The organism is Maribacter sp. HS (assembly GCF_048059195.1).
Classification (GTDB): Bacteria; Bacteroidota; Bacteroidia; order Flavobacteriales; family Flavobacteriaceae; genus Maribacter; species Maribacter dokdonensis.
Genome location: NZ_JAYLVV010000006.1, coordinates 192,858 through 216,689, shown reverse-complemented (window position 1 = coordinate 216,689; position 23,832 = coordinate 192,858). Strand labels below are relative to the sequence as shown.

20 protein-coding genes and 1 pseudogene are annotated in these 23,832 nt (G+C 38.4%); 11 read left to right on the top strand and 10 right to left on the bottom strand.

Features of this window, described 5'->3' with window-relative positions; genetic code table 11:
• The 8 genes and pseudogenes from VBZ51_RS15855 to VBZ51_RS15820 all read left to right on the top strand — a co-directional run.
• A pseudogene (locus tag VBZ51_RS15855) lies at positions 1 to 1,063 on the top strand (hypothetical protein); the annotation flags it as partial.
• Complete coding sequence (locus VBZ51_RS15850) at positions 1,063 to 2,226, top strand: gliding motility-associated C-terminal domain-containing protein (protein ID WP_416577557.1); 1,164 nt, start codon at positions 1,063 to 1,065, stop codon at positions 2,224 to 2,226. The pseudogene VBZ51_RS15855 and the gene VBZ51_RS15850, both read left to right, overlap by 1 nt.
• A 235-nt stretch (positions 2,227 to 2,461) precedes the next feature.
• Positions 2,462 to 7,885, top strand: a complete 5,424-nt coding sequence (locus VBZ51_RS15845) for a beta strand repeat-containing protein (protein WP_416577556.1) — start codon at positions 2,462 to 2,464, stop codon at positions 7,883 to 7,885.
• Between the two features lie 2 nt (positions 7,886 to 7,887).
• A complete protein-coding gene (locus tag VBZ51_RS15840) occupies positions 7,888 to 8,541 on the top strand; it encodes a hypothetical protein (protein WP_416577555.1) in 654 nt (217 codons plus the stop codon).
• 4 nt (positions 8,542 to 8,545) lie between these two features.
• The gene (locus tag VBZ51_RS15835; protein ID WP_416577554.1) at positions 8,546 to 9,727 is read left to right on the top strand and encodes a gliding motility-associated C-terminal domain-containing protein; all 1,182 of its coding nucleotides are present in this window, start codon (positions 8,546 to 8,548) and stop codon (positions 9,725 to 9,727) included.
• 129 nt (positions 9,728 to 9,856) lie between these two features.
• Positions 9,857 to 10,591, top strand: a complete 735-nt coding sequence (locus tag VBZ51_RS15830) for a M15 family metallopeptidase (RefSeq protein ID WP_416577553.1) — start codon at positions 9,857 to 9,859, stop codon at positions 10,589 to 10,591.
• Positions 10,592 to 10,630: 39 nt separating this feature from the next.
• Positions 10,631 to 11,401, top strand: a complete 771-nt coding sequence (locus VBZ51_RS15825; RefSeq protein WP_416577552.1) for a M48 family metalloprotease — start codon at positions 10,631 to 10,633, stop codon at positions 11,399 to 11,401.
• A gap of 136 nt (positions 11,402 to 11,537) precedes the next feature.
• Complete coding sequence (locus VBZ51_RS15820; protein WP_172822512.1) at positions 11,538 to 11,705, top strand: DUF6747 family protein; 168 nt, start codon at positions 11,538 to 11,540, stop codon at positions 11,703 to 11,705.
• A 109-nt stretch (positions 11,706 to 11,814) separates the two neighbouring features.
• On the opposite strand, the gene VBZ51_RS15815 is transcribed toward VBZ51_RS15820, so the two are convergent.
• Together VBZ51_RS15815 and VBZ51_RS15810 are read right to left on the bottom strand one after the other, a co-directional pair.
• Complete coding sequence (locus VBZ51_RS15815) at positions 11,815 to 12,201, bottom strand: ankyrin repeat domain-containing protein (RefSeq protein ID WP_091602222.1); 387 nt, start codon at positions 12,199 to 12,201, stop codon at positions 11,815 to 11,817.
• A 171-nt stretch (positions 12,202 to 12,372) separates the two neighbouring features.
• Positions 12,373 to 12,765, bottom strand: a complete 393-nt coding sequence (locus VBZ51_RS15810; protein ID WP_416577551.1) for an ankyrin repeat domain-containing protein — start codon at positions 12,763 to 12,765, stop codon at positions 12,373 to 12,375.
• A gap of 224 nt (positions 12,766 to 12,989) precedes the next feature.
• Between VBZ51_RS15810 and gpmI the strand changes: the two genes are divergently transcribed.
• From gpmI to VBZ51_RS15795, 3 genes are read left to right on the top strand one after another with little or no spacing between them, the layout of a single operon-like run.
• Complete coding sequence (gene gpmI / locus VBZ51_RS15805) at positions 12,990 to 14,507, top strand: 2,3-bisphosphoglycerate-independent phosphoglycerate mutase (protein ID WP_416577550.1); 1,518 nt, start codon at positions 12,990 to 12,992, stop codon at positions 14,505 to 14,507.
• A gap of 26 nt (positions 14,508 to 14,533) precedes the next feature.
• On the top strand, positions 14,534 to 15,358 hold the full coding sequence (gene map / locus VBZ51_RS15800; RefSeq protein ID WP_091602217.1) for a type I methionyl aminopeptidase: 825 nt from the start codon (positions 14,534 to 14,536) through the stop codon (positions 15,356 to 15,358).
• Between the two features lie 9 nt (positions 15,359 to 15,367).
• Positions 15,368 to 16,132, top strand: coding sequence for a class I SAM-dependent methyltransferase (locus VBZ51_RS15795; RefSeq protein ID WP_416577549.1), 765 nt, complete (start codon positions 15,368 to 15,370; stop codon positions 16,130 to 16,132).
• Here the strand turns inward: VBZ51_RS15795 and VBZ51_RS15790 are convergent, their stop codons facing one another.
• From VBZ51_RS15790 to VBZ51_RS15755, 8 genes are all read right to left on the bottom strand, one after another.
• On the bottom strand, positions 16,133 to 17,146 hold the full coding sequence (locus VBZ51_RS15790; protein ID WP_416577548.1) for an FAD:protein FMN transferase: 1,014 nt from the start codon (positions 17,144 to 17,146) through the stop codon (positions 16,133 to 16,135).
• Positions 17,143 to 17,505 (bottom strand): hypothetical protein, encoded by a 363-nt coding sequence (locus VBZ51_RS15785; protein ID WP_058106063.1) that lies wholly within the window; start codon positions 17,503 to 17,505, stop codon positions 17,143 to 17,145. Before VBZ51_RS15785 ends, VBZ51_RS15790 begins: the two co-directional genes overlap by 4 nt.
• A 73-nt stretch (positions 17,506 to 17,578) precedes the next feature.
• Entirely contained in the window at positions 17,579 to 18,886 is a 1,308-nt protein-coding gene (gene nqrF / locus VBZ51_RS15780) for an NADH:ubiquinone reductase (Na(+)-transporting) subunit F (RefSeq protein WP_058106062.1), read from the bottom strand.
• 2 nt (positions 18,887 to 18,888) lie between these two features.
• Positions 18,889 to 19,653, bottom strand: a complete 765-nt coding sequence (gene nqrE, locus VBZ51_RS15775) for an NADH:ubiquinone reductase (Na(+)-transporting) subunit E (RefSeq protein ID WP_058106061.1) — start codon at positions 19,651 to 19,653, stop codon at positions 18,889 to 18,891.
• Between the two features lie 20 nt (positions 19,654 to 19,673).
• The gene (locus VBZ51_RS15770) at positions 19,674 to 20,321 is read right to left on the bottom strand and encodes an NADH:ubiquinone reductase (Na(+)-transporting) subunit D (protein ID WP_036156129.1); all 648 of its coding nucleotides are present in this window, start codon (positions 20,319 to 20,321) and stop codon (positions 19,674 to 19,676) included.
• A 1-nt stretch (position 20,322) separates the two neighbouring features.
• A complete protein-coding gene (locus tag VBZ51_RS15765; protein ID WP_058106060.1) occupies positions 20,323 to 21,075 on the bottom strand; it encodes a Na(+)-translocating NADH-quinone reductase subunit C in 753 nt (250 codons plus the stop codon).
• Positions 21,076 to 21,077: 2 nt separating this feature from the next.
• Positions 21,078 to 22,361, bottom strand: a complete 1,284-nt coding sequence (locus VBZ51_RS15760) for an NADH:ubiquinone reductase (Na(+)-transporting) subunit B (protein WP_058106059.1) — start codon at positions 22,359 to 22,361, stop codon at positions 21,078 to 21,080.
• A gap of 3 nt (positions 22,362 to 22,364) precedes the next feature.
• Positions 22,365 to 23,714, bottom strand: a complete 1,350-nt coding sequence (locus tag VBZ51_RS15755) for a Na(+)-translocating NADH-quinone reductase subunit A (RefSeq protein WP_286814174.1) — start codon at positions 23,712 to 23,714, stop codon at positions 22,365 to 22,367.
• Positions 23,715 to 23,832 lie beyond the last annotated feature (118 nt).

Genomic DNA, 23,832 nt, shown 5'->3' with positions numbered 1-23,832 from the left:
CGATGATGCCGTCACAACCATAAAAATCCTTGACGACAACGTTACCCCTGCCAAAATAGAAGCAAGCGCTACGGACGGACAGATCCTTACTACCGACGGAACAGATGTCGTTTGGGCTGATCCGGTCGCAGGCAATGTTAATACGGACGCGACCCTGATCGGTAACGGAAACACAGTAGATCTTGGTATTGCCGATGATGCCGTCACAACCTTAAAAATCCTTGACGATAACGTTACCCCCGCTAAAATAGAAGCAAGTGTTACGGACGGGCAATTTCTTGCAACCAACGGTGCAAACGTAGAATGGCAAGACCTTACCAACCCTGCCAATACAGGTTCAATTTTATTTTCCGATGGTACAGGTGGTATAGCGGAAAACAATGATCAATTGTTTTGGAATAATACCACACTTAAGTTAGGGGTAGGAGCCCCTAATCCAGATTCTAAACTAGATGTAAACGGTCAAATTAGAGCAAGTACTATTGCAAATGGTGACGGAGCTGCTAGTCTACCGGCTTATCGCTTTCAAGACGATTTAAATTCTGGAATGTGGTTACCGGCTGAATCTGAATTGGCATTTTCGACAAATAGTTTAGAAAGATTAAGAATAATTGATGATGGTAATGTTGGCATAGGCTTAACTATTCCTACTGCTAAACTTCACGTAAACGGAGACATAAGAGCGGAAGGAGAAATTTTCGCCACAGCAATTAACATAGTACCAGACTACGTTTTCCAAAAATACTTCTTGGGCAATTCCATTTTAAACCCTAGTTATACGTTTAAAACATTAGCTGAAATAGAAGCTTTTGTAAAAGAGAACAATCACTTACCCGGCATTCAATCTGCACAAGCAGTAAAAGAACAAGGGTTTTGGAATGTGAGCGAATCCTCTAGAGTCAACCTTGAAAAAATAGAAGAATTATTCCTTCACACTATTGAACAAGAAAAGAAAATTAAAGAGCTCCAAAAAGCCAATACTAGCATGAGTTCAGAATTAGAGGTTTTAAAAACCCAAATGGAAGAGATCAAAACCATGTTATTAGAAAAGCAGAACGACTAATGAAAAACATAGCCTTCTTATTTTTCTTTTTATGCACGGCTATTGTTTCTGCACAATCTGCCCTATATAATAATGGCAATTTGCGCATTCATAACGGTGGCAGTATTGGTTTCCATACCAATTTCATTAATGAATCTCCCATGGACAACAACCTTGGGCTGGCTGGTTTTTATGGTTCAGAACGCATTACCGTTTCGGGAACGGTAACACCACAATTCTATGATATGGAGCTCGCATTGGAAAATGATATGCAGTTAGATTTAGGTGTGGACAATATTAGTAATACCAACTTTATATTTGGTAACATTCTTACTAACCTATCACAACCTAATATTTTCTATAATTTTGTAGATAATTCTTTTTACAACGGTGAAAATGACTTTAGTAAAATTGAAGGCTATGCGGCTATCACCAATCAGCAAGAATTTGGCTTTCCTATTGGGGACAACGAGTATTTAAGGCCTCTAATTCTAATATCTGAAAGTGTTAACCTTTTCGCTAAAAGTGCTTACTTCTATGAAGATGCCAACAATCCTGTTTCCTTGGCAAACACCTACAATACCGCTACCAAGGCTTTTGATGTCGAATTGGTTAGTACAGCCGAATTTTGGCAATTAGAAGGCACGGTACCCTCAACGGTTTCTTTAAGCTGGAACCTACGTAGTAATCTATCTAGACTTACAAATGATGTTTCTTTGATCATACCTGTGGGATGGAGCAAGGCACAACAGCAATGGGTAAATTTATCTAGAAGTGCCCCTGTTGGCACAATTACCGAAGGCTTCATAACCACAAGATCAATACTGCCAGATGAATTCGATATTATTACCTTTGGCACATCAAAAGAACCCTATGAACCTCTTGCAAAAGATGTCCTTTTTATTGATAACTTCTTTGTATCGGTAAACGGCGATGGGGTTAACGACACCTTCTATATTGAGGAGTTGGAGGAATTCAACAGTAACTTTGTTCAAATTTATGATCGTTACGGACTCAAAGTATTTGAAAAAACGAATTATACCAATGAGTTTGTAGGTTTTTCCAATTTGGACAATGTACCTTTTGGTGCGGAAGAGGGTTTACCTACCGGTGTATATTTTTACACTATCCACATTCCAGATGAAGATTTAAATTACCAAGGCTTCTTGTATTTAACACGATAAAATATATAGTAAAAGAACAGGAGACAATCTTTATTTTAATGCGATTTTTCCTACTTTTTATTATTTTAAAATAACCGCTACACCCCACAACCATTAGATAAAGCGCAGATTACTAGGTTGAAATGAAACACTTGTCTACATTCCCAACATATTTGCCTAAGTACACAACATATTCTATTTTTCTTACAAAGTCCCCTTTATTTTTACAGATGTTAACATATTCCCCACATTGTAAATGTCTTCAAAAATTAAATTTCTTTTATTCTTCTCATTTATTTCTTTCTGTGCCACGGCACAAGTAAAAATAGGTCAGAACCCTAACACTATTCATTCAGCTTCTATTGTAGAATTAGAGAGTACGGACAAAGCTTTTGTGCTTACCAGACTTTCCACCGCACAAATGCAGGCCATTACCCCTTTGAACGGTGCAGTAGTGTACAATACCGATACCCAATGTGTTCATTATTTCAACGGAACGGTATGGACTAACCTTTGTGACGGTAATAATACCAACGATTTTTCTTTTACAGATAATGGTGACGGCACCATAACCCTAGATGATGGCAACGGTAATACGATCACTTTTAACGGAGCGGCACAAACCATATCTACACTTATTGATAATGGCGACGGTACATACACGTACACCAATGAAAACGGAATAGAAACCGTTATTTCAATAGCTGTAACCGACAACCAAAATTTACAAACCGATAATACCCCAGGTAATATCAGTATTGATAATGGCAATGCCCTTACCATCAATGTGGATGATGCAGATGCAGATGCCCAAAATGAAATACAGACCTTGGATTATACATCGGGCGTACTTACTTTATCTAACGACCCCAATGCAACTGTAGTAGATTTATCGGCATTTGATCAAAATGCTGCTGATGACTTCTCCGGAAGCTTTAATGATTTAAGCGACCTACCTGCAAACTTAGATATAGATGCTACAGATGACTTCAATACAGCCATCACTTTTGACGGAACAAATTTAACGGTATCGGATGCCAGTGGCGATGTAAGTACGGACATCAGCGGATTGGCGTATGACGACACGGCATTAAGAACCGATGTGGACCAAAATACTGCGGACATCGATGCGCTGGAAACCGAACAAACAACTCAGAATACGAATATCGCTACAAACGCAACAGATATTGATAACTTAGAAGCAGAGCAAACTACTCAGAACAATTCAATAGCAACTAATGCTACGGATATTGACAATCTTGAAGCGGAGCAAACAACACAGAACAATTCCATTGCTACTAATGCCTCGGATATCTCCACTAACGCTGCAGCCATTGCTGCCCACAACAGCGCCGATGGAGATTTGAGCGATTCCAACGAATACAATACAGGTATCAGTTTCAACGGAACGGACCTTATCGTGACCGATGGTGGTGGCGACCAAAGCGTGGACATCAGCGGATTGGCATATGACGATACGGCATTAAGAGCCGAGGTAGACCAAAATACTGCGGACATCGATGCGCTGGAAGCAGAACAAACGACTCAAAACAATTCCATTGCAACAAATGCAACTGATATTGATAACTTAGAAACGGAACAGACAACTCAGAATACCAATATTGCAACAAACGCCACAGATATTGATAACCTTGAAGCGGAACAGACGACGCAGAATAACAATATCGCAACCAACGCAACAGATATCTCCACCAACACTGCAGCCATTGTTGCACATAACACTGCCGATGGAGATTTGAGCGATTCAAACGAATATAACACAGGCATCAGCTTCGACGGAACGGACCTTACCGTGACCGACCTTGGTGGCGACCAAACCGTGGACATCAGCGGATTGGCGTATGACGATACGGCATTAAGAGCGGATGTGGACCAAAATACTGCGGACATCGATGCTTTGGAAACCGAGCAAACCACACAGAATACGAATATCGCTACAAACGCCACAGATATTGATAACCTAGAAGCAGAACAGACTACTCAGAACAATTCCATTGCAACAAATGCAACAGATATTGACAATCTGGAAGCGGAGCAAACAACTCAGAACAATTCCATTGCCACGAATACTACGGACATCGATGCATTGGAAGCTGAACAGACAACACAGAACAATTCAATAACAACCAATGCAACCGATATCTCCACTAACACAGCAGCAATTGCTGCACATAACACTGCCGATGGTGATTTGAGCGATTCAAACGAATACAACACAGGTATCAGCTTCGACGGCACGGACCTTACCGTGACCGACCTTGGTGGTGACCAAACCGTGGACATCAGTGGATTGGCGTATGACGACACGGCATTAAGAGCCGATGTGGACCAAAATACTGCCGATATCGATGCTTTGGAAACCGAACAAACCACACAGAATAATTCGATAGCAACTAACGCAACAGATATTGATAACCTAGAAGCAGAACAGACAACACAAAACAATTCCATTACTACTAATGCTACGGACATTGATGCATTGGAAGCGGAACAGACTACGCAGAATAATTCGATAGCAACTAACGCAACAGATATTGACAATCTGGAAGCAGAACAGACAACACAAAACAATTCAATTGCTACGAATGCAACCGATATCTCCACTAACACAGCAGCCATTGCTGCCCACAACAGCGCCGATGGAGATTTGAGCGATTCCAACGAATATAACACAGGTATCAGCTTCGACGGCACGGACCTTACCGTGACCGACCTTGGTGGTGACCAAACCGTGGACATCAGTGGATTGGCGTATGACGACACGGCATTAAGAGCCGATGTGGACCAAAATACTGCGGACATCGATGCTTTAGAAGCCGAGCAAACGACTCAAAACAATTCCATAGCAACAAATGCTTCGGACATTGATAACTTAGAAACGGAACAGACAAATCAGAATACCAATATTGCAACAAACGCAACAGATATCTCCACCAACACTGCAGCCATTGCAGCGCACAACAGTGCCGATGGAGATTTGAGCGATTCCAACGAATATAACACCGGCATCAGCTTCGACGGAACAGACCTTACCGTGACCGACCTTGGTGGTGACCAAACCGTGGACATCAGCGGATTGGCGTATGACGACACGGCATTAAGAGCCGATGTGGACCAAAATACTGCCGATATAGATGCGTTGGAAACCGAACAAACCTCTCAGAACAATTCCATTGCTACGAATGCTACGGACATCGATGCATTGGAAGCAGAGCAAACTACGCAGAATAATTCCATTGCAACAAACACCTCGGATATCTCCACTAATACTGCAGCTATTGCAGCACATAACAGTGCCGATGGAGATTTGAGCGATTCCAACGAATATAACACAGGTATCAGCTTCGACGGAACAGACCTTACCGTAACCGATCTGGGTGGCGACCAAACCGTGGACATTAGCGGATTGGCGTATGACGACACGGCATTAAGAGCGGATGTGGATCAAAATACTGCGGACATCGATGCTTTGGAAACCGAGCAAACCACTCAGAATACGAATATCGCTACAAACGCAACAGATATTGACAATCTGGAAGCTGAGCAAACAACGCAAAACAATTCGATAGCAACCAATGCAACAGATATCTCCACTAACACAGCAGCCATTGCCGCACATAACACTGCCGATGGAGATTTGAGCGATTCCAACGAATACAATACAGGTATCAGTTTCGACGGAACGGACCTTACCGTAACAGATCTTGGTGGTGACCAAACCGTGGACATCAGCGGATTGGCTTACGACGATACGGCATTAAGAGCGGATGTGGACCAAAATACTGCGGATATCGATGCTTTGGAAACCGAGCAAACGACTCAAAACAATTCAATAGGAACCAATGCAACCGATATTGATAATCTTGAAGCAGAACAGACTACGCAGAATAATTCTATTGGTACGAATGCTACGGACATCGATGCATTGGAAGCGGAACAGACAACACAGAACAATTCAATAACAACCAATGCAACCGATATCTCCACTAACGCTGCAGCCATTGCCACACATAACACTGCCGATGGCGATTTGAGCGATTCCAACGAATACAATACGGGCATCAGTTTCGACGGAACGGACCTTACCGTGACCGACCTTGGTGGTGACCAAACCGTGGACATCAGCGGATTGGCGTATGACGACACGGCATTAAGAGCCGATGTGGACCAAAATACTGCCGATATAGATACTTTGGAAACCGAGCAAACAACACAGAACAATTCAATAACAACCAATGCAACAGATATTGACAATCTGGAAGCGGAGCAAACAACTCAGAACAATTCCATTGCCACGAATGCTACGGATATCGATGCATTAGAAGCGGAACAGACTACGCAGAATACCAATATCGCAACCAATACTACGGATATTGATAATCTAGAAGTGGAACAGACTACGCAGAACAATTCCATTGCTACGAATGCAACCGATATCTCCACTAACGCTGCAGCTATTGCAGCGCACAACAGTGCGGATGGAGACTTGAGCGATTCCAACGAATATAATACAGGTATCAGTTTCGACGGAACGGACCTTACCGTAACCGACCTTGGTGGTGACCAAACCGTGAACATCAGCGGATTGGCGTATGACGACACGGCATTAAGAGCCGATGTGGACCAAAATACTGCCGATATAGATGCTTTGGAAACCGAGCAAACAACACAGAACAATTCAATAACAACCAATGCAACAGATATTGACAATCTGGAAGCGGAGCAAACAACTCAGAATAATTCAATTTCATCAAATTCAGCCGCTATTGCCGCACATAACACTGCAGACGAGGACTTAAGTGCCACCAATGAAACCAACACTAGTTTTTCTACTGTTGATGTTGCTGGCACTGACTTCTTAAGAATATCTGATTCTAACGGAGACTTAGACGTTCCTTTATCAGATTTATCTCATACCGGTATTACTGGATCTGTTTTCTTTGCTGGAGCAGATGGTACTCCAACCGAAAATAACGGTCAATTATTCTGGAATTCCAGCAGCAATAGTTTGGGCGTAGGAACTTCAAGCCCAACAAACAAGCTTCATGTTTCAGGAGCAATTCGTTCTCAAGGAGTTTTAAATTCTAATGGAACAGAAAATGAACCGGCATACCGATTTAATGATGATACCAATACCGGTATGTTTAGACCTGCAGCTGACGAAATTGCCTTTACTGTTGGTGGTATAGAAGCCATGAAAATCGAAGAAACCAGTAGTGACACATCAGTAATCATAAACGAAACTTTAGAATTAGAAGGTGCTTTACTAGATGAAAATGATTCCCCTGGTACCGCTGGTCAAGTATTAACTTCTACAGCTACTGGTACTGAATGGGTAAATTCTATGAGTCCGATTAAAGCCATTGGAAAAATAAGTGCTGCTGGTGGGGTCGCCAAAGCAACAGCTGGAGTTACCGTAACTAGAATCAGTGTTGGTTATTACAGAGTTACACTACCTTCGGGTGCGGTATCTGATGCAGATTATATCATTCAATTAACACAACCTGGAAGAGGTGGTGCTGGTAACGACGACCCTGGTATCTCCTACTCCAACCAAACCGCAACTAGTTTTGAGGTAATCATAGGTGATAATGACAACGGTGGCACAGACCGTTCAAGATTTGATTCTGAATTTATGTTCACTGTTTTAGATTTATAAAAATGAGATTAAAAAATTACATCCTATATTCTATCATCTTTCTAACCGGTTTCATTGTCAATGCCCAATTGGAAAGTGGATTATTGCTTGGGTTAACCAATGCCACAACGGCTGATATAAACGCAACTACAGACGCCGCAAAAGGATCATTGGTCTTTAATACGGATACAAATCAAGTATATGTTTTTGATGGCACTTCTTGGAATCAAATGGGGCAGAAAACTACCTATACCGGCACTTTTAGAATATCCGGATCCGGTACACTATCGGTTAGCGGAATTCCTTTTCAACCAACTTCAGTATCGTTTGTTGCTTATGCCAACGTAGAGGATTTTAATATTGACAGCGATAACGGTACCAGAAACAATGAAACAGGTCTACCTAACGCTTATGGTAGCATGAAAGGATTTGCTAGGGATGATAATGGCTCTATTACCGAGCAAGTAATCTTTAATGGGGGTAGCGGAAATTCTATTAACGATATTTCTAGATATGCTTCAGATTCACATAGTATCGGTGTAAGATACGCCAACCAAAATGGTGATAAATTAGGCTTGACCACAGCGACGGTTACCGCATTCACCTCTACAGGTTTTACATTGAATACAGATAATTATGCCGATGGGGTAGTTGTAATTTATGAAGCACATAGATAAGTTTATGAGAAATACCTACACCTTAATACATTCCATATGCATTGCTCTCTGTACCATATACAGCTACGGTCAAGATGCCGTACATAATTATGGTAATATCCAAATTCATGATGACGGACTTGTAGGTTTTCACATGGATGTAATAAATAACGGAGCTTTTAACCAAAACAAAGGTCTAGTGGGTTTTTATGCCATGGATAAAGCTTTGACCATATCTGGCGGATCAAATCCTATTTTCTATGATTTTGAGATTGCCGTAGATAATGATCTTTATGTTGATAATACCGTGGGTGTCTTAAACAATGCCAATTTCATCACAGGTGATGTTGTGACCAATAGGGCAGCATCAGATGTCAATATTAATTTTCTAAACGATTCATTTTATATAGGCGAAGGCAATACCACAAAGGTAGATGGCTATGCGGCTATGAGTAATAAAACCGACTTCACTTTCCCTATTGGTCAGTTCGATAAGTTACGACCATTGACCATTTCCTCAGAAAGTTCAAACGATTATACTAAAGCTGCCTATTATTTTGAAGACCCTAATACTCCTAGTATTGTAGGTACTACTTTTGATACCAGTTTGACCGAAAATCAATTTTTATCGGTTAGCGAATATGAATTCTGGCATTTAGAAGGTAGTATTCCATCAAAAGTAACCTTAACATGGGACCAAGATAGCAATACCAGCCTTTATGGTGATTTTATTACAGACCTAAAAGTGGTAGGTTGGAGCATTATAGACAAAGTATGGGTCAATTTGGGCAATACCAATGTAGAGGGAGATTTTAATAGCGGTTCTATTACCTCCGAAGACTTTATACCAAGTGATTACGAAATCATAACCATTGGTGGTAATTCCGATCTTCTGGAAACTGTTGAGAACATATCTTTAGACAATTATTATATGACGCCAAATGGTGATGGCATCAATGATTTTCTTGTCATAGAAGGTATAGAAGGCTCACCAAATAATACCCTACAAATCTTTAACAGGTACGGTAGAATGGTATATTCAATGAAGAATTATAACAACGAATTCAATGGAATATCCAATGTCAACGGTGTCATTGCAAAGAATATAGGTTTACCATCGGGTATTTATTTTTATATAGTTACCCTAAATGATATAAATCTCAGACATCAAGGGTATTTATACCTTACCACAAGGGAAGACAACTAATCTTACATCTTTTAAGATCAAGATTTACTATTTTTACTTTATTATGGAATGAATTGACCACTTTCACTAGTTTTTTTCTTTTGATAAAGTTTGGCAAATATTTTGCTCCATTAACCTCAATATTCAGATATGCAAAGAAGAACGTTTATTAATAAAAGTAGTTCGGCAGCCTTGGCTCTTGCCTTAACGCCCACATTATTTATTCAAGAAGAAAAGGAATATGGTATTCTAGAGCTTATGGGTAAAGAAGATATTGAACTTTTTGGTAAGGGAATCAATCTACGCAAAGAAGCACACGATGCTTTTATTGAAATGAAAAAGGCCGCTTATAAAGATGGTATTGATTTAAAAATTGTATCAAGCTATAGAAGCTACGATAGACAAGAGGCAATTTTTGAGCGTAAATTTTTAAAATATACAGATGATGATGGCATGAACCCTACCGAAGCTATTGATAAAATCATTGAATATTCTACTATACCCGGTACAAGTAGACATCATTGGGGTACTGATATAGATGTTGTGGACGGTTACAGAAAAGTAGATGGCGATGTATTGGTACCACATAAGTACGAAGGTGACGGACCCTATGTTGATTTTAAAAAATGGATGGATGAAAACTCTGAAACTTATGGTTTTTATTTAGTTTACACCAATGAACCTAAAAGAAGAGGTTTTAAGTATGAACCATGGCACTATAGTTATGCTCCATTATCAATACCTATGCTTGAGCAATTTAGAAGTAAGAATGTTGCCTCAATTATAATTAGAGAAGATTATTATGGTGCAGAGCATTTTACAATGAACTTTTTAAAGTCTTACATTCAAAATAATATTTTAGATATCAATAGGAAGCTATTATAAGCATTTTGTACATTAGAGCTTGTACTATAACACATTACGATGAGAAGAGGAAGTTGGAAAATTAGAATATTCATTGGTTTGGCCATTGTTGCCTTCGCTTTTATACAGAAATGCAGCAATACAGAAGAGAACCCTTATACAGGCCGATCACAGCATATTACAATGACCCCTGATCAAGAAATTGCCATAGGATTACAAAGTGCCCCAGAGATGGCTCAACAACATGGCGGACTCTACCCAGACCAACGTTTACAGTCGTTTGTATCATCGGTAGGCAACAAATTGGTTCAAAATAGTATCGCTAGGGAAACGCCATATGAATATGACTTTCATTTATTGGCAGATGACCAGACCATTAATGCTTTTGCATTGCCAGGCGGACAATGTTTTATTACCTACGCTTTATTCTCACAATTGACCGAAGCTCAATTGGCCGGAGTACTAGGTCATGAAATAGGTCATGTAATAGGTAGACATTCCGCTGAAAGAATAGCTGATAGCCAAACATGGCAAACAGCGACCATGGGTGCAACCGTTGGTGCCGGAGACATGGGAAGTATTGTTGGCAGCATAGGTCAAAGTACTTTATTAAAAAATGGGAGGGGCGATGAATTGGAAAGTGATGAACTTGGCGTTCTTTTTATGATTCAATCTGGATATGATCCTTATGAAATGATCACGGTTATGGAAATTTTAAAAGCAGCGGGCGGACCCAACCGTACTCCTGAATTTCAAAGTACCCACCCTGATCCAGAAAATAGAATAGAAAAAATAAAAGAAGCCATAGCAAAGTATAAAAATCAAGGTTAATCCGATTTTTTTTACACTTCATCTAGTGCTCGCTATACGCTACCAATATTTTTGTAACTTTGGGTAAGTCCCAAGCTTATTTTACCATTTATCTATTGCCTTTATAGCTATGATTTAATCATAGAAGAACACTATAATGGGAACAATTACACATTTCAAAAACTTGTACGTGCAGGCATTTGAAAACTGTAAACCAGAAATATTGGTTACATTTTTAAAAGTCTACTCGGTGTTTTGCGCCCTAATGATATTTATGGCAATGTATGCCTTCGTTGTTAGAGCCGTAAACGGATTTGATTTTTAACGCGTTTTACTCTTTTACCTGAACACTATTTGGAGTAGAATTTTGTATTAATTAAAAAAAGGCCCATTGAAATTTCAATGGGCCTTTTCAAATTTAATTTTCTAATTTCTTAAGAATCTTGCTTTATAACTTCTAATACATCTTTAGCATTAGATTGCTTGGCATAGTCTTTAGCAGTGTAGCCTTGATCACTCTTAATGTTTAAATTTGCACCGTTCAACAATAAAACTTTTAATACCTCTGCCTTATTGTAACGTGCAGCATACATCGCCGGTGTTAGTCCTAAAGATTTTTCGTTAAGCTCCGCCCCCGTTGCTATTAAACTTCTAACCTTATCCACATCTCCCTTAATTACCGCCTTACATAATGAACTAATTTCATCATTAACGGTAATAGATTCAATAGTATATGTATTAGAATTTTCAATACCGGTTACATTGGCATTAGCTATCGAGAACACCCCTATACAGAATAAAAATGTAATTACTTTTTTCATAATATTTATATTTTATTTAGTGTTAAAATTATCAATATTATAAATTTACATATAAATCATTAAGATATTCTTAAATTTAAGAATTAAATAATATATATTTAACACTTATACAGTGTCAAATTGACATTCTCGTTCTTTAAGCTTTTTCAATTACAACAATAATTGAAATAATTAACTGCCAGCTGCAATTTCAATAAGTTCAAGAGCATCGGTTGCATTTGATAATTCCGCATAACGTTTCGCGGTATAGCCTTGGTTACTTTTTAGATTTAGATCCGCACCATTATCAAGGAGAATTTCTAAAACATCCACCTTATTATAACGGGCAGCAAACATGGCCGGTGTCATACCTAGAGATTTTTGATTTACATCTTCGCCAAGGTCAATTAAGCGCTTAACCGTTTCTAAATCTCCCTTAATTACCGCTTTACAAAATGAACTGATGTTTACCCTTTTTACAAGTGTTGTGTTAGAATCTGTAGCGTTGCTAGTTTTGTCTGCAGCCAAAATTGTTGACCCCATGGTAAGTGCTACCATGGATAATGTTAGAATTACTTTTTTCATGATGATTGATTTTAATTGATGAAGTACAATAGCGTACATTTAAAAGACGCTTGTCTACATAAATTGTTTCAGCCTTTAACATTGTTATAACTAAACTTTAACAAACAAATCTTAACACAGACTACAAATTTGTTGTGTTACTCCAGCTTTACAAAAAAGGTAGGTAATGTAGTAGCTTAACTTAATAGATCATAGTATTTTTGTAGCCTTAAAACCTAATAAAGATGAACAAAAAAGTAATCTTAATGATATTAGATGGCTGGGGCAAATCTCCAGATCCAGAAGTATCTGCAGTAGATAAAGCCAATACTCCTTTTATAGATAGTTTATATACCAAATATGCTAATTCCAATTTGTTGACCGACGGAATGAATGTTGGTTTGCCAGAAGGTCAAATGGGAAATAGCGAAGTAGGTCATATGAACTTAGGTGCCGGTAGAATAGTTTATCAAGATCTTGCCAAAATAAATAAGGCGGTCAACGAAAACACCTTAAGTTCAGAACCGGTCTTAAAAAGTGCTTTTGACTACGCGAAGAAAAACAACAAAGATGTTCATTTTTTAGGCTTGTTAAGCGATGGTGGTGTACACAGCCATACAAACCATATTAAGGGTTTAATAGCTGCTGGAAAAGAATCTGGTGTAAACAATATGTATTTACATGCATTTACCGATGGTAGAGACGTTGACCCAAAAAGTGGAAAAGGCTTTCTAGAAGACATTGTAGCATACGGTTCTGATAAAAACACAAAATTGGCAACGGTTATTGGTAGATATTACGCCATGGACCGCGACAAAAGATGGGAACGCGTTAAAGAAGCTTACGATGTAATTGTAAATTCCGAAGGTGAAAAATCTACCGATATCGGCAAAACAATCCAAAAAAGCTATGATGCCGATATTACTGATGAGTTTATTAAACCTATCGTAATGACCAATACGGACGGTACTCCTATTGCTTCTGTAAAGGAAGGCGATGTGGTTATCTTCTTTAACTTTAGAACTGACCGTGGTAGAGAATTGACCCAAGTGCTAAGTCAAGTAGATATGCATGAACAGAATATGCACAAACTTGATCTTTACTATGTTACCCTTACCAATTATGATGAATCTTACAACAATGTTCATGTTGTCTACAATAAGGACAATATTGTAGAAACGCTAGGTGAGGTTTTATCCAATGCAGGTAAAAAACAAATAAGAATTGCCGAAACAGAAAAGTATCCACACGTTACTTTCTTTTTCAATGGCGGTAGAGAAGTTCCTTTTGAAGGAGAATCGCGTATATTATGTCCGTCACCAAAAGTGGCTACATACGATCTGCAACCAGAAATGAGTGCATTTGAGATTAGGGATAAAATCATCCCTGAAATCAAAAAAGGAGATGTAGATTTTATTTGCTTGAACTTTGCGAATCCAGATATGGTTGGTCATACCGGTGACATGAATGCCGCGATCAAGGCATGTGAAACTGTTGACGAATGCGCAAAAGACGTTATTACCGCAGCTATAGAAAAAGATTTCTCCGTAATCGTAATTGCTGACCACGGTAACTGTGAGACCATGATCAACGAAGATGGCTCACCTAACACGGCACATACCACCAACCCTGTACCATTAATTTTGGTGGACAAGGATATTCATCAAATCAAAGATGGTGTACTAGGTGATATTGCACCAACGATATTAAAATTAATGGGCGTTGAACAATCAAAATTTATGACCCAAAATTCTTTGGTATAATTACATAACCAACCCATTAGCACATCATGAGCACGATTAAAATAAAAACAGCTGAAGAGATTGAATTAATGCGAGAAAGCGCCTTGATCGTTTCCAAGACCTTGGGAATGATCGCTGCAGAAGTTAAACCGGGAGTTACGACTCTTCAGTTAGATGCTATGGCAGAAACTTTTATTCGCGATCATGGTGCAGTACCTGGCTTTTTAGGCTTATATGATTTTCCAAACTCGTTATGTATGAGCCCTAATGCACAAGTGGTACATGGTATTCCAAATAATACACCATTGAAAGAAGGTGATATCATCTCAATAGATTGCGGTGCTTTAAAAAACGAATTCTACGGTGATCATGCTTACACCTTTGAAGTAGGCGAAGTTAGCCCTGAGGTAAAAAAACTACTTGAGGTCACTAAAAAATCACTCTACGTTGGCATACGTGAATTTAAAGTAGGTAACCGTGTTGGTGATGTAGGTTATGCTATTCAAAAATTTACGGAAGACCATGGCTACGGAGTGGTACGTGAATTGGTTGGTCATGGTTTGGGAAGAAAAATGCACGAAGGTCCTGAAATGCCAAATTATGGTAGACGCGGAAGAGGTAAAAAATTTCTTGAAGGTATGACGGTAGCTATAGAACCTATGACCAATATGGGTACTAAAAATATTAAACAACTTAAAGACGGATGGACGATACTTACCGCAGATGGTCAACCTAGCGCCCATTTTGAGCATGATGTTGCTATTGTGAATGGAAAACCAGAGCTATTATCGACTTTTAAATACATTTATGAAGCCTTGGGTATTGAAAGTGATGAAGAAGATGAGTTTACTTCTTCCATCGTAAAAAGCTAGTCAACAAGCATGAAAAAAATTTTTAAATTTTTTCTCAACCTTGTTCCTAGACCGGTATTAATTTCACTTAGCTATTTGGTGAAACCATTTTTTAAGGCTTATTACCGGGGCAACACCTATGAAGATCCAATTGATGGCAACACCTTTAGAAGTTTTCTACCATATGGCTATGAAAATCCGCGGGAAAATGTGCTTTCTCCGTCTACCCTATCTTTGGAAAGACATAGATTGCTATGGATGTTTCTGAAAAAGGAAACGGACTTTTTTACAGCCCGTTTACACGTATTACATTTTGCGCCAGAACAAGCTTTCTATAAAAGATTTAGAAAATTAAAGAACCTGAATTACGTAACTACAGACCTAAATTCTCCCTTAGCGGACGTTAAAGCAGATATATGCAACTTGCCTTTTGAAGACAACAAGTTCGATGTAATTTTATGCAATCATGTATTAGAACACATACCAGATGACACCAAAGCGATGTCAGAATTATATAGAATTTTAAAACCAGGCGGTTGGGGCATTTTTCAAATACCACAAGACTTAAATAGGGAAAACACCTTTGAAGATGATTCTATAACGGACAAAGTAGAACGCGCAAAGATTTTTGGTCAATATGACCATGTTCGAATTTATGGTAGAGACTATTTCAATAAATTGAGAACTATTGGTTTTACGGTCGAAGAAATAAATTTCACAAAACTTTTGAGCCAAGAAGAAATAAATAGATACCGACTAGCTCCTGGTGAAATCATTCCATTAGTAAAGAAATAATTATTCCACTACTAACGATTTAAATCCTTGTGTCATATATTCCTGAGTATCACCATGCTCATCTATGTATACGATATAAGCCTCTAAACTTTTATTCTCACTGATTACCTTAAACGCCTCATCTAAGTCCATCGCCATAAAAGCGGTAGCATAACCGTCTGCCGTAGCACAATTATCCGCCAAAATGGTTACGCCTAGTGTATTGGATAATTGCGTGTAACCGGTTTTAGGATTTACGGTATGCACATATTTTTTACCAGTTGCCTCATCTACCCTGTATTTACGGTAATTTCCTGACGAAGCCAATGCCTTGTCGTTTAAATTGATTAAAATCTTGGTTGCCCTGCTTATATCCATTTCAGGGTCATCAATACCTACTACCCAAGATTTATTCTTAAGCACGTTTTTACCTTTCGCTACAAGTTCACCACCCACTTCTATTAAGTAGTTTTGAATTCCCTTAGCATTTAACATGGCAGCCAACCTATCTATTGCATAACCTTTGGCAATTGAATTAAAATCTAAATAGATGCGACTATCGGTCTTTATAATTTGATTATTCTGATTTAAAGAAACCTTGTCAAGACCAACATAATTTAAAAGACTATCCACTTTTAAACTATCCATAGTTATTTTTTGCTCAGGTCCAAAACCCCAAGCATTCACCAATGTTCCAACAGTAGGATCAAAGAAGCCATCTGTTTGTTCATGAATGGTTTGTGACAGCTGTAAAACCTCCTTGAACATAGCATCTACAACCACAGTGCTATCACCATTATTGACCCTTGATATATCCGACTCTGGAATATATGTAGATAACGATTGGTTAATGACCGCAAATACTGAATCAATTTCTGGTTGTAAGTCGGATTTATTCTCTGTAAAGGATATAATACTATATGAAGTACCTAAGGCTCCACCAACATTATCATTACGGACAAAACTATCATTGCCGAATTTACACGATTGAAGACCAACAGCAAGCAAACCAATTATTAAAAAGAACTTTTTCATATTTCTACCAAACCATCATAATCAACAATATACTCCTCATCTAAATACACCGGTAAATTATGGTCAGCTGCATTCACCAACCCCACACCTGCATAAAATGTAGTTGCCTCAAACTTAAGGGCGTGTTCTTTCATTTTCTTTAAATCGGACATAAAAAAATCTAAATCCTTGGGATCACCTGGATATTCAATTGCCTTAACCACAATAAAACGCATCTTCTTATCCTTGGTACAAACAAATTGCGGATTCTTACGCAATTCACTATTGACCGCTAAAAACTCAAACCCTGCTTCCTCTAACTGCTTCCCAACAATATTCATTGCCAAATTGTGAAGCTCCTGTTCTGTTAATACGTGCATATCTAAATAAAATTATAAAAAAAACCGATACATTACATACCGGTTAATTTATTCTATTTCAACAACTTATAGCTTATCCTCCAAAGTCATCAAAACGTATATGTTCATCTGGAATTCCGAAATCTTCACCCATTTTCTGAACAGCTTTGTTCATTAACGGTGGTCCACAGAAATAAAGTTCAATATCTTCTGGAGACTCATGAAGACTTAAGTAATTATCAATTACACAATTGTGTATGAAACCTACGAAACCATCACCAGGTGCATCTATATTCTCTTTTACTTTCCAATTATCTTCTTCTAATGGTTCTGATAATGCCAAGTAGAATTTGAAATTTGGAAACTCTTCTTCCAACTTATAGAAATGATCCAAGTAGAAAAGTTCTCTTTTAGAACGACCACCGTACCAGTAAGTTACTTTTCTATCGGTCTTTAAAGTTTTAAATAGGTGATATAAGTGAGAGCGCATTGGCGCCATACCTGCACCACCACCTACGTACAACATTTCTGAATCTGATTCATTGATGAAGAATTCACCGTAAGGACCGGAGATTGTACAATCATCACCAGGCTTCAAATTAAAGATATAAGATGACGCAACACCAGGGTTAACATCCATCCATCCGTTCTTAGCACGATCCCATGGCGGAGTAGCAATACGTACGTTCAACATAATTTCTCTACCCTCAGCTGGGAAAGAAGCCATTGAATAAGCTCTCTCAACCGTTTCTGGATTCTTCATCACCAAAGGCCAAAGGTTGAACTTATCCCACTCTGCTTGGAACTTATCTGGAGTTTCATGCTCTTCTGGGTGAGCGGTAATATCTATATCAGCATACTTAACCTCACACTCAGGAATCTCAATTTGAATATAACCACCAGCTTTATAGCCCATATCTTCTGGAATCTCAACTACAAATTCCTTAATAAAAGAAGCAACGTTATAATTACGAACCACTTTCGCAGGCCATTTCTTAATACCGAATACCTCTTCTGGGATGGTAATTTCCATGTCTTGCTTTACCTTAACCTGACAGGCCAAACGTGCTCCATGGTTTAATTCTTTTTTAGAAAAATGAGGAGTTTCAGTAGGTAAGGCCTCACCTCCACCAGAAAGAACGTGACATTCACATTGAATACATGTTCCACCACCACCACAGGCAGATGGTAAAAATACTTTTTGGTTACCTAAGGTAGATAATAATGACCCACCTGATGCAACTTCAATTTTCTTTTCTCCATTTATAGTAATGGTCACAGGACCTGATGGAGAAAGTTTTTGTTTGGTAAACAGAAGCAATGCCACTAACACCATCAACAGTATTAGAAATGCGACAACAGTTATTAGTATTGTTCCGCCAGTACTTGCAGCTAAAATCATAATTATTTGTTTACGTCGTTATAAGAAATCACTTTTTCGTCAATTTCTTCGTTCTTATCTACTACTACCTCTTCTTCAATTGGTGCAACCACTTCTGGCTGAGTTACTTGATTTACTTGTTCCGTTGCCTCTTCAGCATCATCACCGCCACCGGTCAACATACCACCGAAACTTTGAAAACCAATTCCCATTAAACCAGTAATGATAAATGTAATACCTAAACCTCTTAACGGTGCAGGAACATTACTATATCTAATTTTCTCACGAATGGCAGCAATTGCCAAAATAGCCAAGAACCATCCAATTCCAGAACTCACTCCGTAATTAAATGCCAAACCAAAAGTTTCTATCTCTCTTGCCTGCATGAATAACGATCCACCCAAAATTGCACAGTTTACAGCAATCAACGGTAAAAATATACCCAATGAGTTATATAAGGAAGGTGAGAATTTCTCAACTACAATCTCCACCAATTGCACCATTGTTGCAATGGTTGCGATAAATAAGATAAACGATAAAAAGCTAAGATTGTAATCAGCATACTCAGGTCCTAACCAAACCAAGGCACCATCCTGTAGTAAATACTTATCCAATAACCAGTTCATTGGTACGGTAACCGCCAATACGAATATTACAGCAGCACCTAAACCAACAGCAGTAGCAACTTTTTTTGATACCGCCAAATAAGAACACATCCCCAAGAACACGGCAAATACCATGTTATCTATAAAGATGGACTTAAAAAATAATTCTACATGTTCTAACATAATTTCTACTTAAATGTCGTTTAATTTTCTTCTACAAGCGCAGGATTTCTTGAACGTTGTACCCAAATGATAATACCAACAACTATTAACGCTGCCGGTGGTATAATCATAAAACCATTATTCTCATAACCTGTAGCGTACAATCCTGTTTTTTCAATTGGATCACCTAAAACCGGAATACCGAACAATGTTCCCGAACCTAAAAGTTCTCTAAAGAACCCTACGATGATTAGAATAACACCGTAACCTAAAGAGTTACCAATACCATCTAAAAATGAACGCCAAGGACCGTTTGCCAATGCAAATGCCTCAAAACGTCCCATAATAATACAATTGGTAATAATAAGCCCTACGAAAACCGCCAGGGTTTTACTTAGCTCATAAGCAAATGCCTTTAGCACTTGATCCACAATAATTACCAATGTAGCAACTACAATTAGTTGAACAATAATTCTAATTTTTGAAGGTATAATGTTTCTCATCAAAGAGATTACAACATTACCCGCACCCAATACGAACATTACAGAAATTGCCATCACCAAAGATGCTTTTAGTTCTGCCGTAATTGCCAATGCTGAACAGATACCTAACACCTGAATGGTAATAGGGTTGTTATCCGCTAACGGATCTGTAATAAGATTTGTATCTTTTTTTGATAGTAGTGCCATATTACTTTGCTCTAATTGTTTCTAAATAAGGTTTATATAATTTGACAGTTTCGCTGATCATAGCAGAAACACCGTTACCGGTAATAGTAGCGCCCGCCAAGGCATCTACCTCATTATCATCTTTTGTTTTATTCAATGGATCATTATTTCCCTTTGCTACGGATATACCAGCGTATTGAGTTCCATTAAGTATGGTCTCACCCTTAAAATCGTCCATGAAATAACGCATTTTAATGTTGGCACCTAAACCTGGCGTTTCACCTTTATGATCAAAATAAACACCCTGAACCGTCATAGTATCATCTAAAGCGATAAAGCCCCAAATAGCATCCCAAAGTCCTTTACCGTACATAGGAATGATGTAGAATTTCTTCCCATCTTTCTCACCGATAAAAACTGGCAACTTATAAGGTTCTCCCTTTTTAATGTTGGCCAATTGCTTTTTTAAATCAATCAAATAAGCTTCATTGTCCTCAGTGATTTTATCACCTTGAATTACCAATTGCTCCTTGATATAATTAGCAAACTCGTCTTCAACCACATCTGTTGGAATAAAATTAACGCTACCGGCATCATCACCATTTTCGTTAACACCCATTGCATATAAAATGTTCTGTTGTTTTTCAAAACGCTCATTCTCTTTGATATTTGGTCGCAATGCCGATGCCAAGAATGCAAGTATTGAACCAACTACCACAACCATAACAGCAGCAAAAACTACTGTATAAACGTTACTATCTGTTTTATTAGCCATAATTAAACTGTTTCAGCTTTAAGTTCTTCTGCCTTACCATCTGAATCTTTTGGATAGATAGTAGCATCTTTTAATCTTTTCATTCTATTCTTGATATTGCCCCTAACCACATAATGATCAATTGTAGGTGCAAATACGTTCATTAATAGGATAGCTAAGAACACACCTTCTGGGTATGCAGGGTTGAATACACGGATCATTACAGAAATAAACCCTATAAAGAAACCATAGTACCATTTGCCCTTATTTGTCTGAGAACCAGTTACAGGATCAGTTGCCATGTAAACAATACCAAAGGCAAGACCACCCACAATTAAATGTTTCCAGAAATCAAAACTCATTAAACCGTAGAACTTACTAGATTCTGCAACCCAACCAAATTCAACAACTTGATTGAATATTAAGCCCATAACCAATGAACCGATTACAGCACTTAGCATTATTCTCCAGCTAGCGATTTTTGTGAATATCAAAAACAAACCTCCTAATAAAATCAGGAAAGCAGATGTTTCACCAACAGAACCAGGAATAAATCCGAAGAACATATCCGAAACAGAATAGGACATCTCCGCACCTTTGTTTTGCGCTAAAAATCCTAATATGGTCTCACCAGAGTAGGCATCCACATTTGTAGCTCCTGCCAGAATCTCTTCTGAACGTTCTCTAGCGCCGTAAACCCAAACTTTATCACCACTCATCCAAGTTGGATAAGCGAAGAATAAAAATGCTCTAATTGTTAAGGCAGGATTAAGAATATTCATTCCCGTTCCACCAAAAACCTCTTTACCGATTACAACACCGAAAACTACGGCCACCGCCAACATCCAAAGTGGTGTATCTACAGGAACAATTAATGGAACCAACATACCGGTAACCAAATAACCTTCTTCAACCTCATGACCTTTGATAACAGCAAAAATAAATTCCACTATTAGACCTACAGCATAAGAAACCACAACTAATGGCAAAACCTTAATAATACCGATCCAAAAATTATCCCAAGTAAGGAAATCGTTCATCAACGAAAATTCCTCAGGAAAACCATTGATAGCAGAATAATATTGATAACCCGCATTGAACATTGAAAATATCAACACCGGTACCAGCGCCATAATTACCGTGTTCATGGTACGCTTTAAATCATCTACCGCCTTAACATGTGTACCACCTGCATGGGTAGTCTCATCTGGCGAAAACAAAAAAGTATGAATGGCATTAAAGGCAGGAGCCATTTTCTTACCCTGATACTTCAGTTTAAGTTCGTGTAATTTGCTTTTTAAACTCATTTCTTATCCTATTTCTTTTTGCAATAAATCTAACCCCTCACGAATAATTTTCTGGTGCGGTTGTTTAGAAATACATATAAACTCAGTTAACGAAAAATCTTCAGGAGCCACTTCGTACAAACCTAATTGCTCCATTTCATCCAAATCTTTCACCATACATGCTTTTAAAAGCTGCATTGGAAAAATATCCATTGGAAATACTTTTTCATATTGCCCCGTTACCACGAAAGCCCTATGTTCCCCGTTGGTATTGGTATTTAAATCATATTTCTTGTTAGGCTGCATCCAAGAGAACGTCAAAGCCCTAGTTGCAGAAACTTTATCAAAAACCGGCTTGTTCCATCCAAAGAACTCATAATCATCCCCTTCAGGAATAACCGATACCGTATTATTATAGTATCCCAAAAAGCCATCTGGCTTACTTTTAGAACCTGTAAGCACGTCTCCATTGATCACCCTAAAGTTTTCTTCATTTACACCACTTGCGTAAAGAAATGTAGAGATTTCAGAACCTATTTTTGTTGAATAATACTTTGGTGCTTTTACTGAAGACCCAACAAGGGCTACAATACGCTCTGGATTGTATATTCCCGTAAGCAAGTATTCACCTATAATAATAAGATCTTGTGGAGATACGGTCCAAACCAACTCTCCTTTATTGATAGGATCTACTTTATTGATCTGAGTACCCACCAACCCTGCAGGATGGGGACCAGATACGTTATGCAATTCAACACCCTTCATAGATGATAGTGGTGAAGCACTTGAACCTACCGAAACATGAACTTTACCTGGCGTTAACTTACCAAGTGCTGTTATGGCAGTTTGCAATTCTTTCTCCTTACCCTGTAACACATAATTCAAATCTGCCTGTAACGGAGCACTTGAATAACCGGAAATAAAAATAGCCTTAGGCGTAGTATCCGGATTTGCGATTACATCATAAGGTCTTTGTTTGATAAATGGCCAGCAGCCACTTTTCAACAACGTTGCTTTCAACTCTTCTTTAGATGCATTTTCTACATCTATAGCAGCACCTGAAAGTACCTCTTGTGTTTTATCCGCTAATATCTTTAAGGTCAAAATACGTCTTCTATCCCCTCTTTCAATTTCGATGAGCTCACCACTTACCGGCGAAACAAAAACCATACTCTCTATGTTTTTGTTATAGAACAAAGGCTCGCCCGCTTTCACTTCGGCACCTTGTTTTACCATCATCTTAGGAATAATTCCGTGAAAATCACTTAACTGTATTGCGTAAACATTACTTAAAACAGCTTTTGAAGTAGTCTGTTCTGCGGCGCCCACCAGATTAATGTTGAGCCCTTTCTTAATTCGAATGTCTTTTGACATGTGCGTGTAGACCTTTAGGTTATCAAAATTTGAGCAAATTTAAGTACAAAAAGTTCGTTTTCATAATTATTGTCCCATAAATTAGACAATAGAACGAGCTATATTTTTTAGGCATCCT

Excerpts from the sequence above, each read along its gene's own strand:
- nqrF (WP_058106062.1), bottom strand. The coding sequence starts at position 18,886 with ATGATTTTAGCTGCAAGTACTGGCGGAACAATACTAATAACTGTTGTC.
- VBZ51_RS15830 (WP_416577553.1), top strand. The coding sequence starts at position 9,857 with ATGCAAAGAAGAACGTTTATTAATAAAAGTAGTTCGGCAGCCTTGGCT.
- VBZ51_RS15815 (WP_091602222.1), bottom strand. The coding sequence starts at position 12,201 with ATGAAAAAAGTAATTACATTTTTATTCTGTATAGGGGTGTTCTCGATA.
- VBZ51_RS15755 (WP_286814174.1), bottom strand. The coding sequence starts at position 23,714 with ATGTCAAAAGACATTCGAATTAAGAAAGGGCTCAACATTAATCTGGTG.
- VBZ51_RS15840 (WP_416577555.1), top strand. The coding sequence starts at position 7,888 with ATGAGATTAAAAAATTACATCCTATATTCTATCATCTTTCTAACCGGT.
- VBZ51_RS15820 (WP_172822512.1), top strand. The coding sequence starts at position 11,538 with ATGGGAACAATTACACATTTCAAAAACTTGTACGTGCAGGCATTTGAA.
- VBZ51_RS15770 (WP_036156129.1), bottom strand. The coding sequence starts at position 20,321 with ATGGCACTACTATCAAAAAAAGATACAAATCTTATTACAGATCCGTTA.
- VBZ51_RS15790 (WP_416577548.1), bottom strand. The coding sequence starts at position 17,146 with ATGAAAAAGTTCTTTTTAATAATTGGTTTGCTTGCTGTTGGTCTTCAA.
- VBZ51_RS15795 (WP_416577549.1), top strand. The coding sequence starts at position 15,368 with ATGAAAAAAATTTTTAAATTTTTTCTCAACCTTGTTCCTAGACCGGTA.
- gpmI (WP_416577550.1), top strand. The coding sequence starts at position 12,990 with ATGAACAAAAAAGTAATCTTAATGATATTAGATGGCTGGGGCAAATCT.
- VBZ51_RS15850 (WP_416577557.1), top strand. The coding sequence starts at position 1,063 with ATGAAAAACATAGCCTTCTTATTTTTCTTTTTATGCACGGCTATTGTT.
- map (WP_091602217.1), top strand. The coding sequence starts at position 14,534 with ATGAGCACGATTAAAATAAAAACAGCTGAAGAGATTGAATTAATGCGA.
- VBZ51_RS15845 (WP_416577556.1), top strand. The coding sequence starts at position 2,462 with ATGTCTTCAAAAATTAAATTTCTTTTATTCTTCTCATTTATTTCTTTC.
- nqrE (WP_058106061.1), bottom strand. The coding sequence starts at position 19,653 with ATGTTAGAACATGTAGAATTATTTTTTAAGTCCATCTTTATAGATAAC.
- VBZ51_RS15810 (WP_416577551.1), bottom strand. The coding sequence starts at position 12,765 with ATGAAAAAAGTAATTCTAACATTATCCATGGTAGCACTTACCATGGGG.
- VBZ51_RS15760 (WP_058106059.1), bottom strand. The coding sequence starts at position 22,361 with ATGAGTTTAAAAAGCAAATTACACGAACTTAAACTGAAGTATCAGGGT.
- VBZ51_RS15785 (WP_058106063.1), bottom strand. The coding sequence starts at position 17,505 with ATGCACGTATTAACAGAACAGGAGCTTCACAATTTGGCAATGAATATT.
- VBZ51_RS15825 (WP_416577552.1), top strand. The coding sequence starts at position 10,631 with ATGAGAAGAGGAAGTTGGAAAATTAGAATATTCATTGGTTTGGCCATT.
- VBZ51_RS15765 (WP_058106060.1), bottom strand. The coding sequence starts at position 21,075 with ATGGCTAATAAAACAGATAGTAACGTTTATACAGTAGTTTTTGCTGCT.
- VBZ51_RS15835 (WP_416577554.1), top strand. The coding sequence starts at position 8,546 with ATGAGAAATACCTACACCTTAATACATTCCATATGCATTGCTCTCTGT.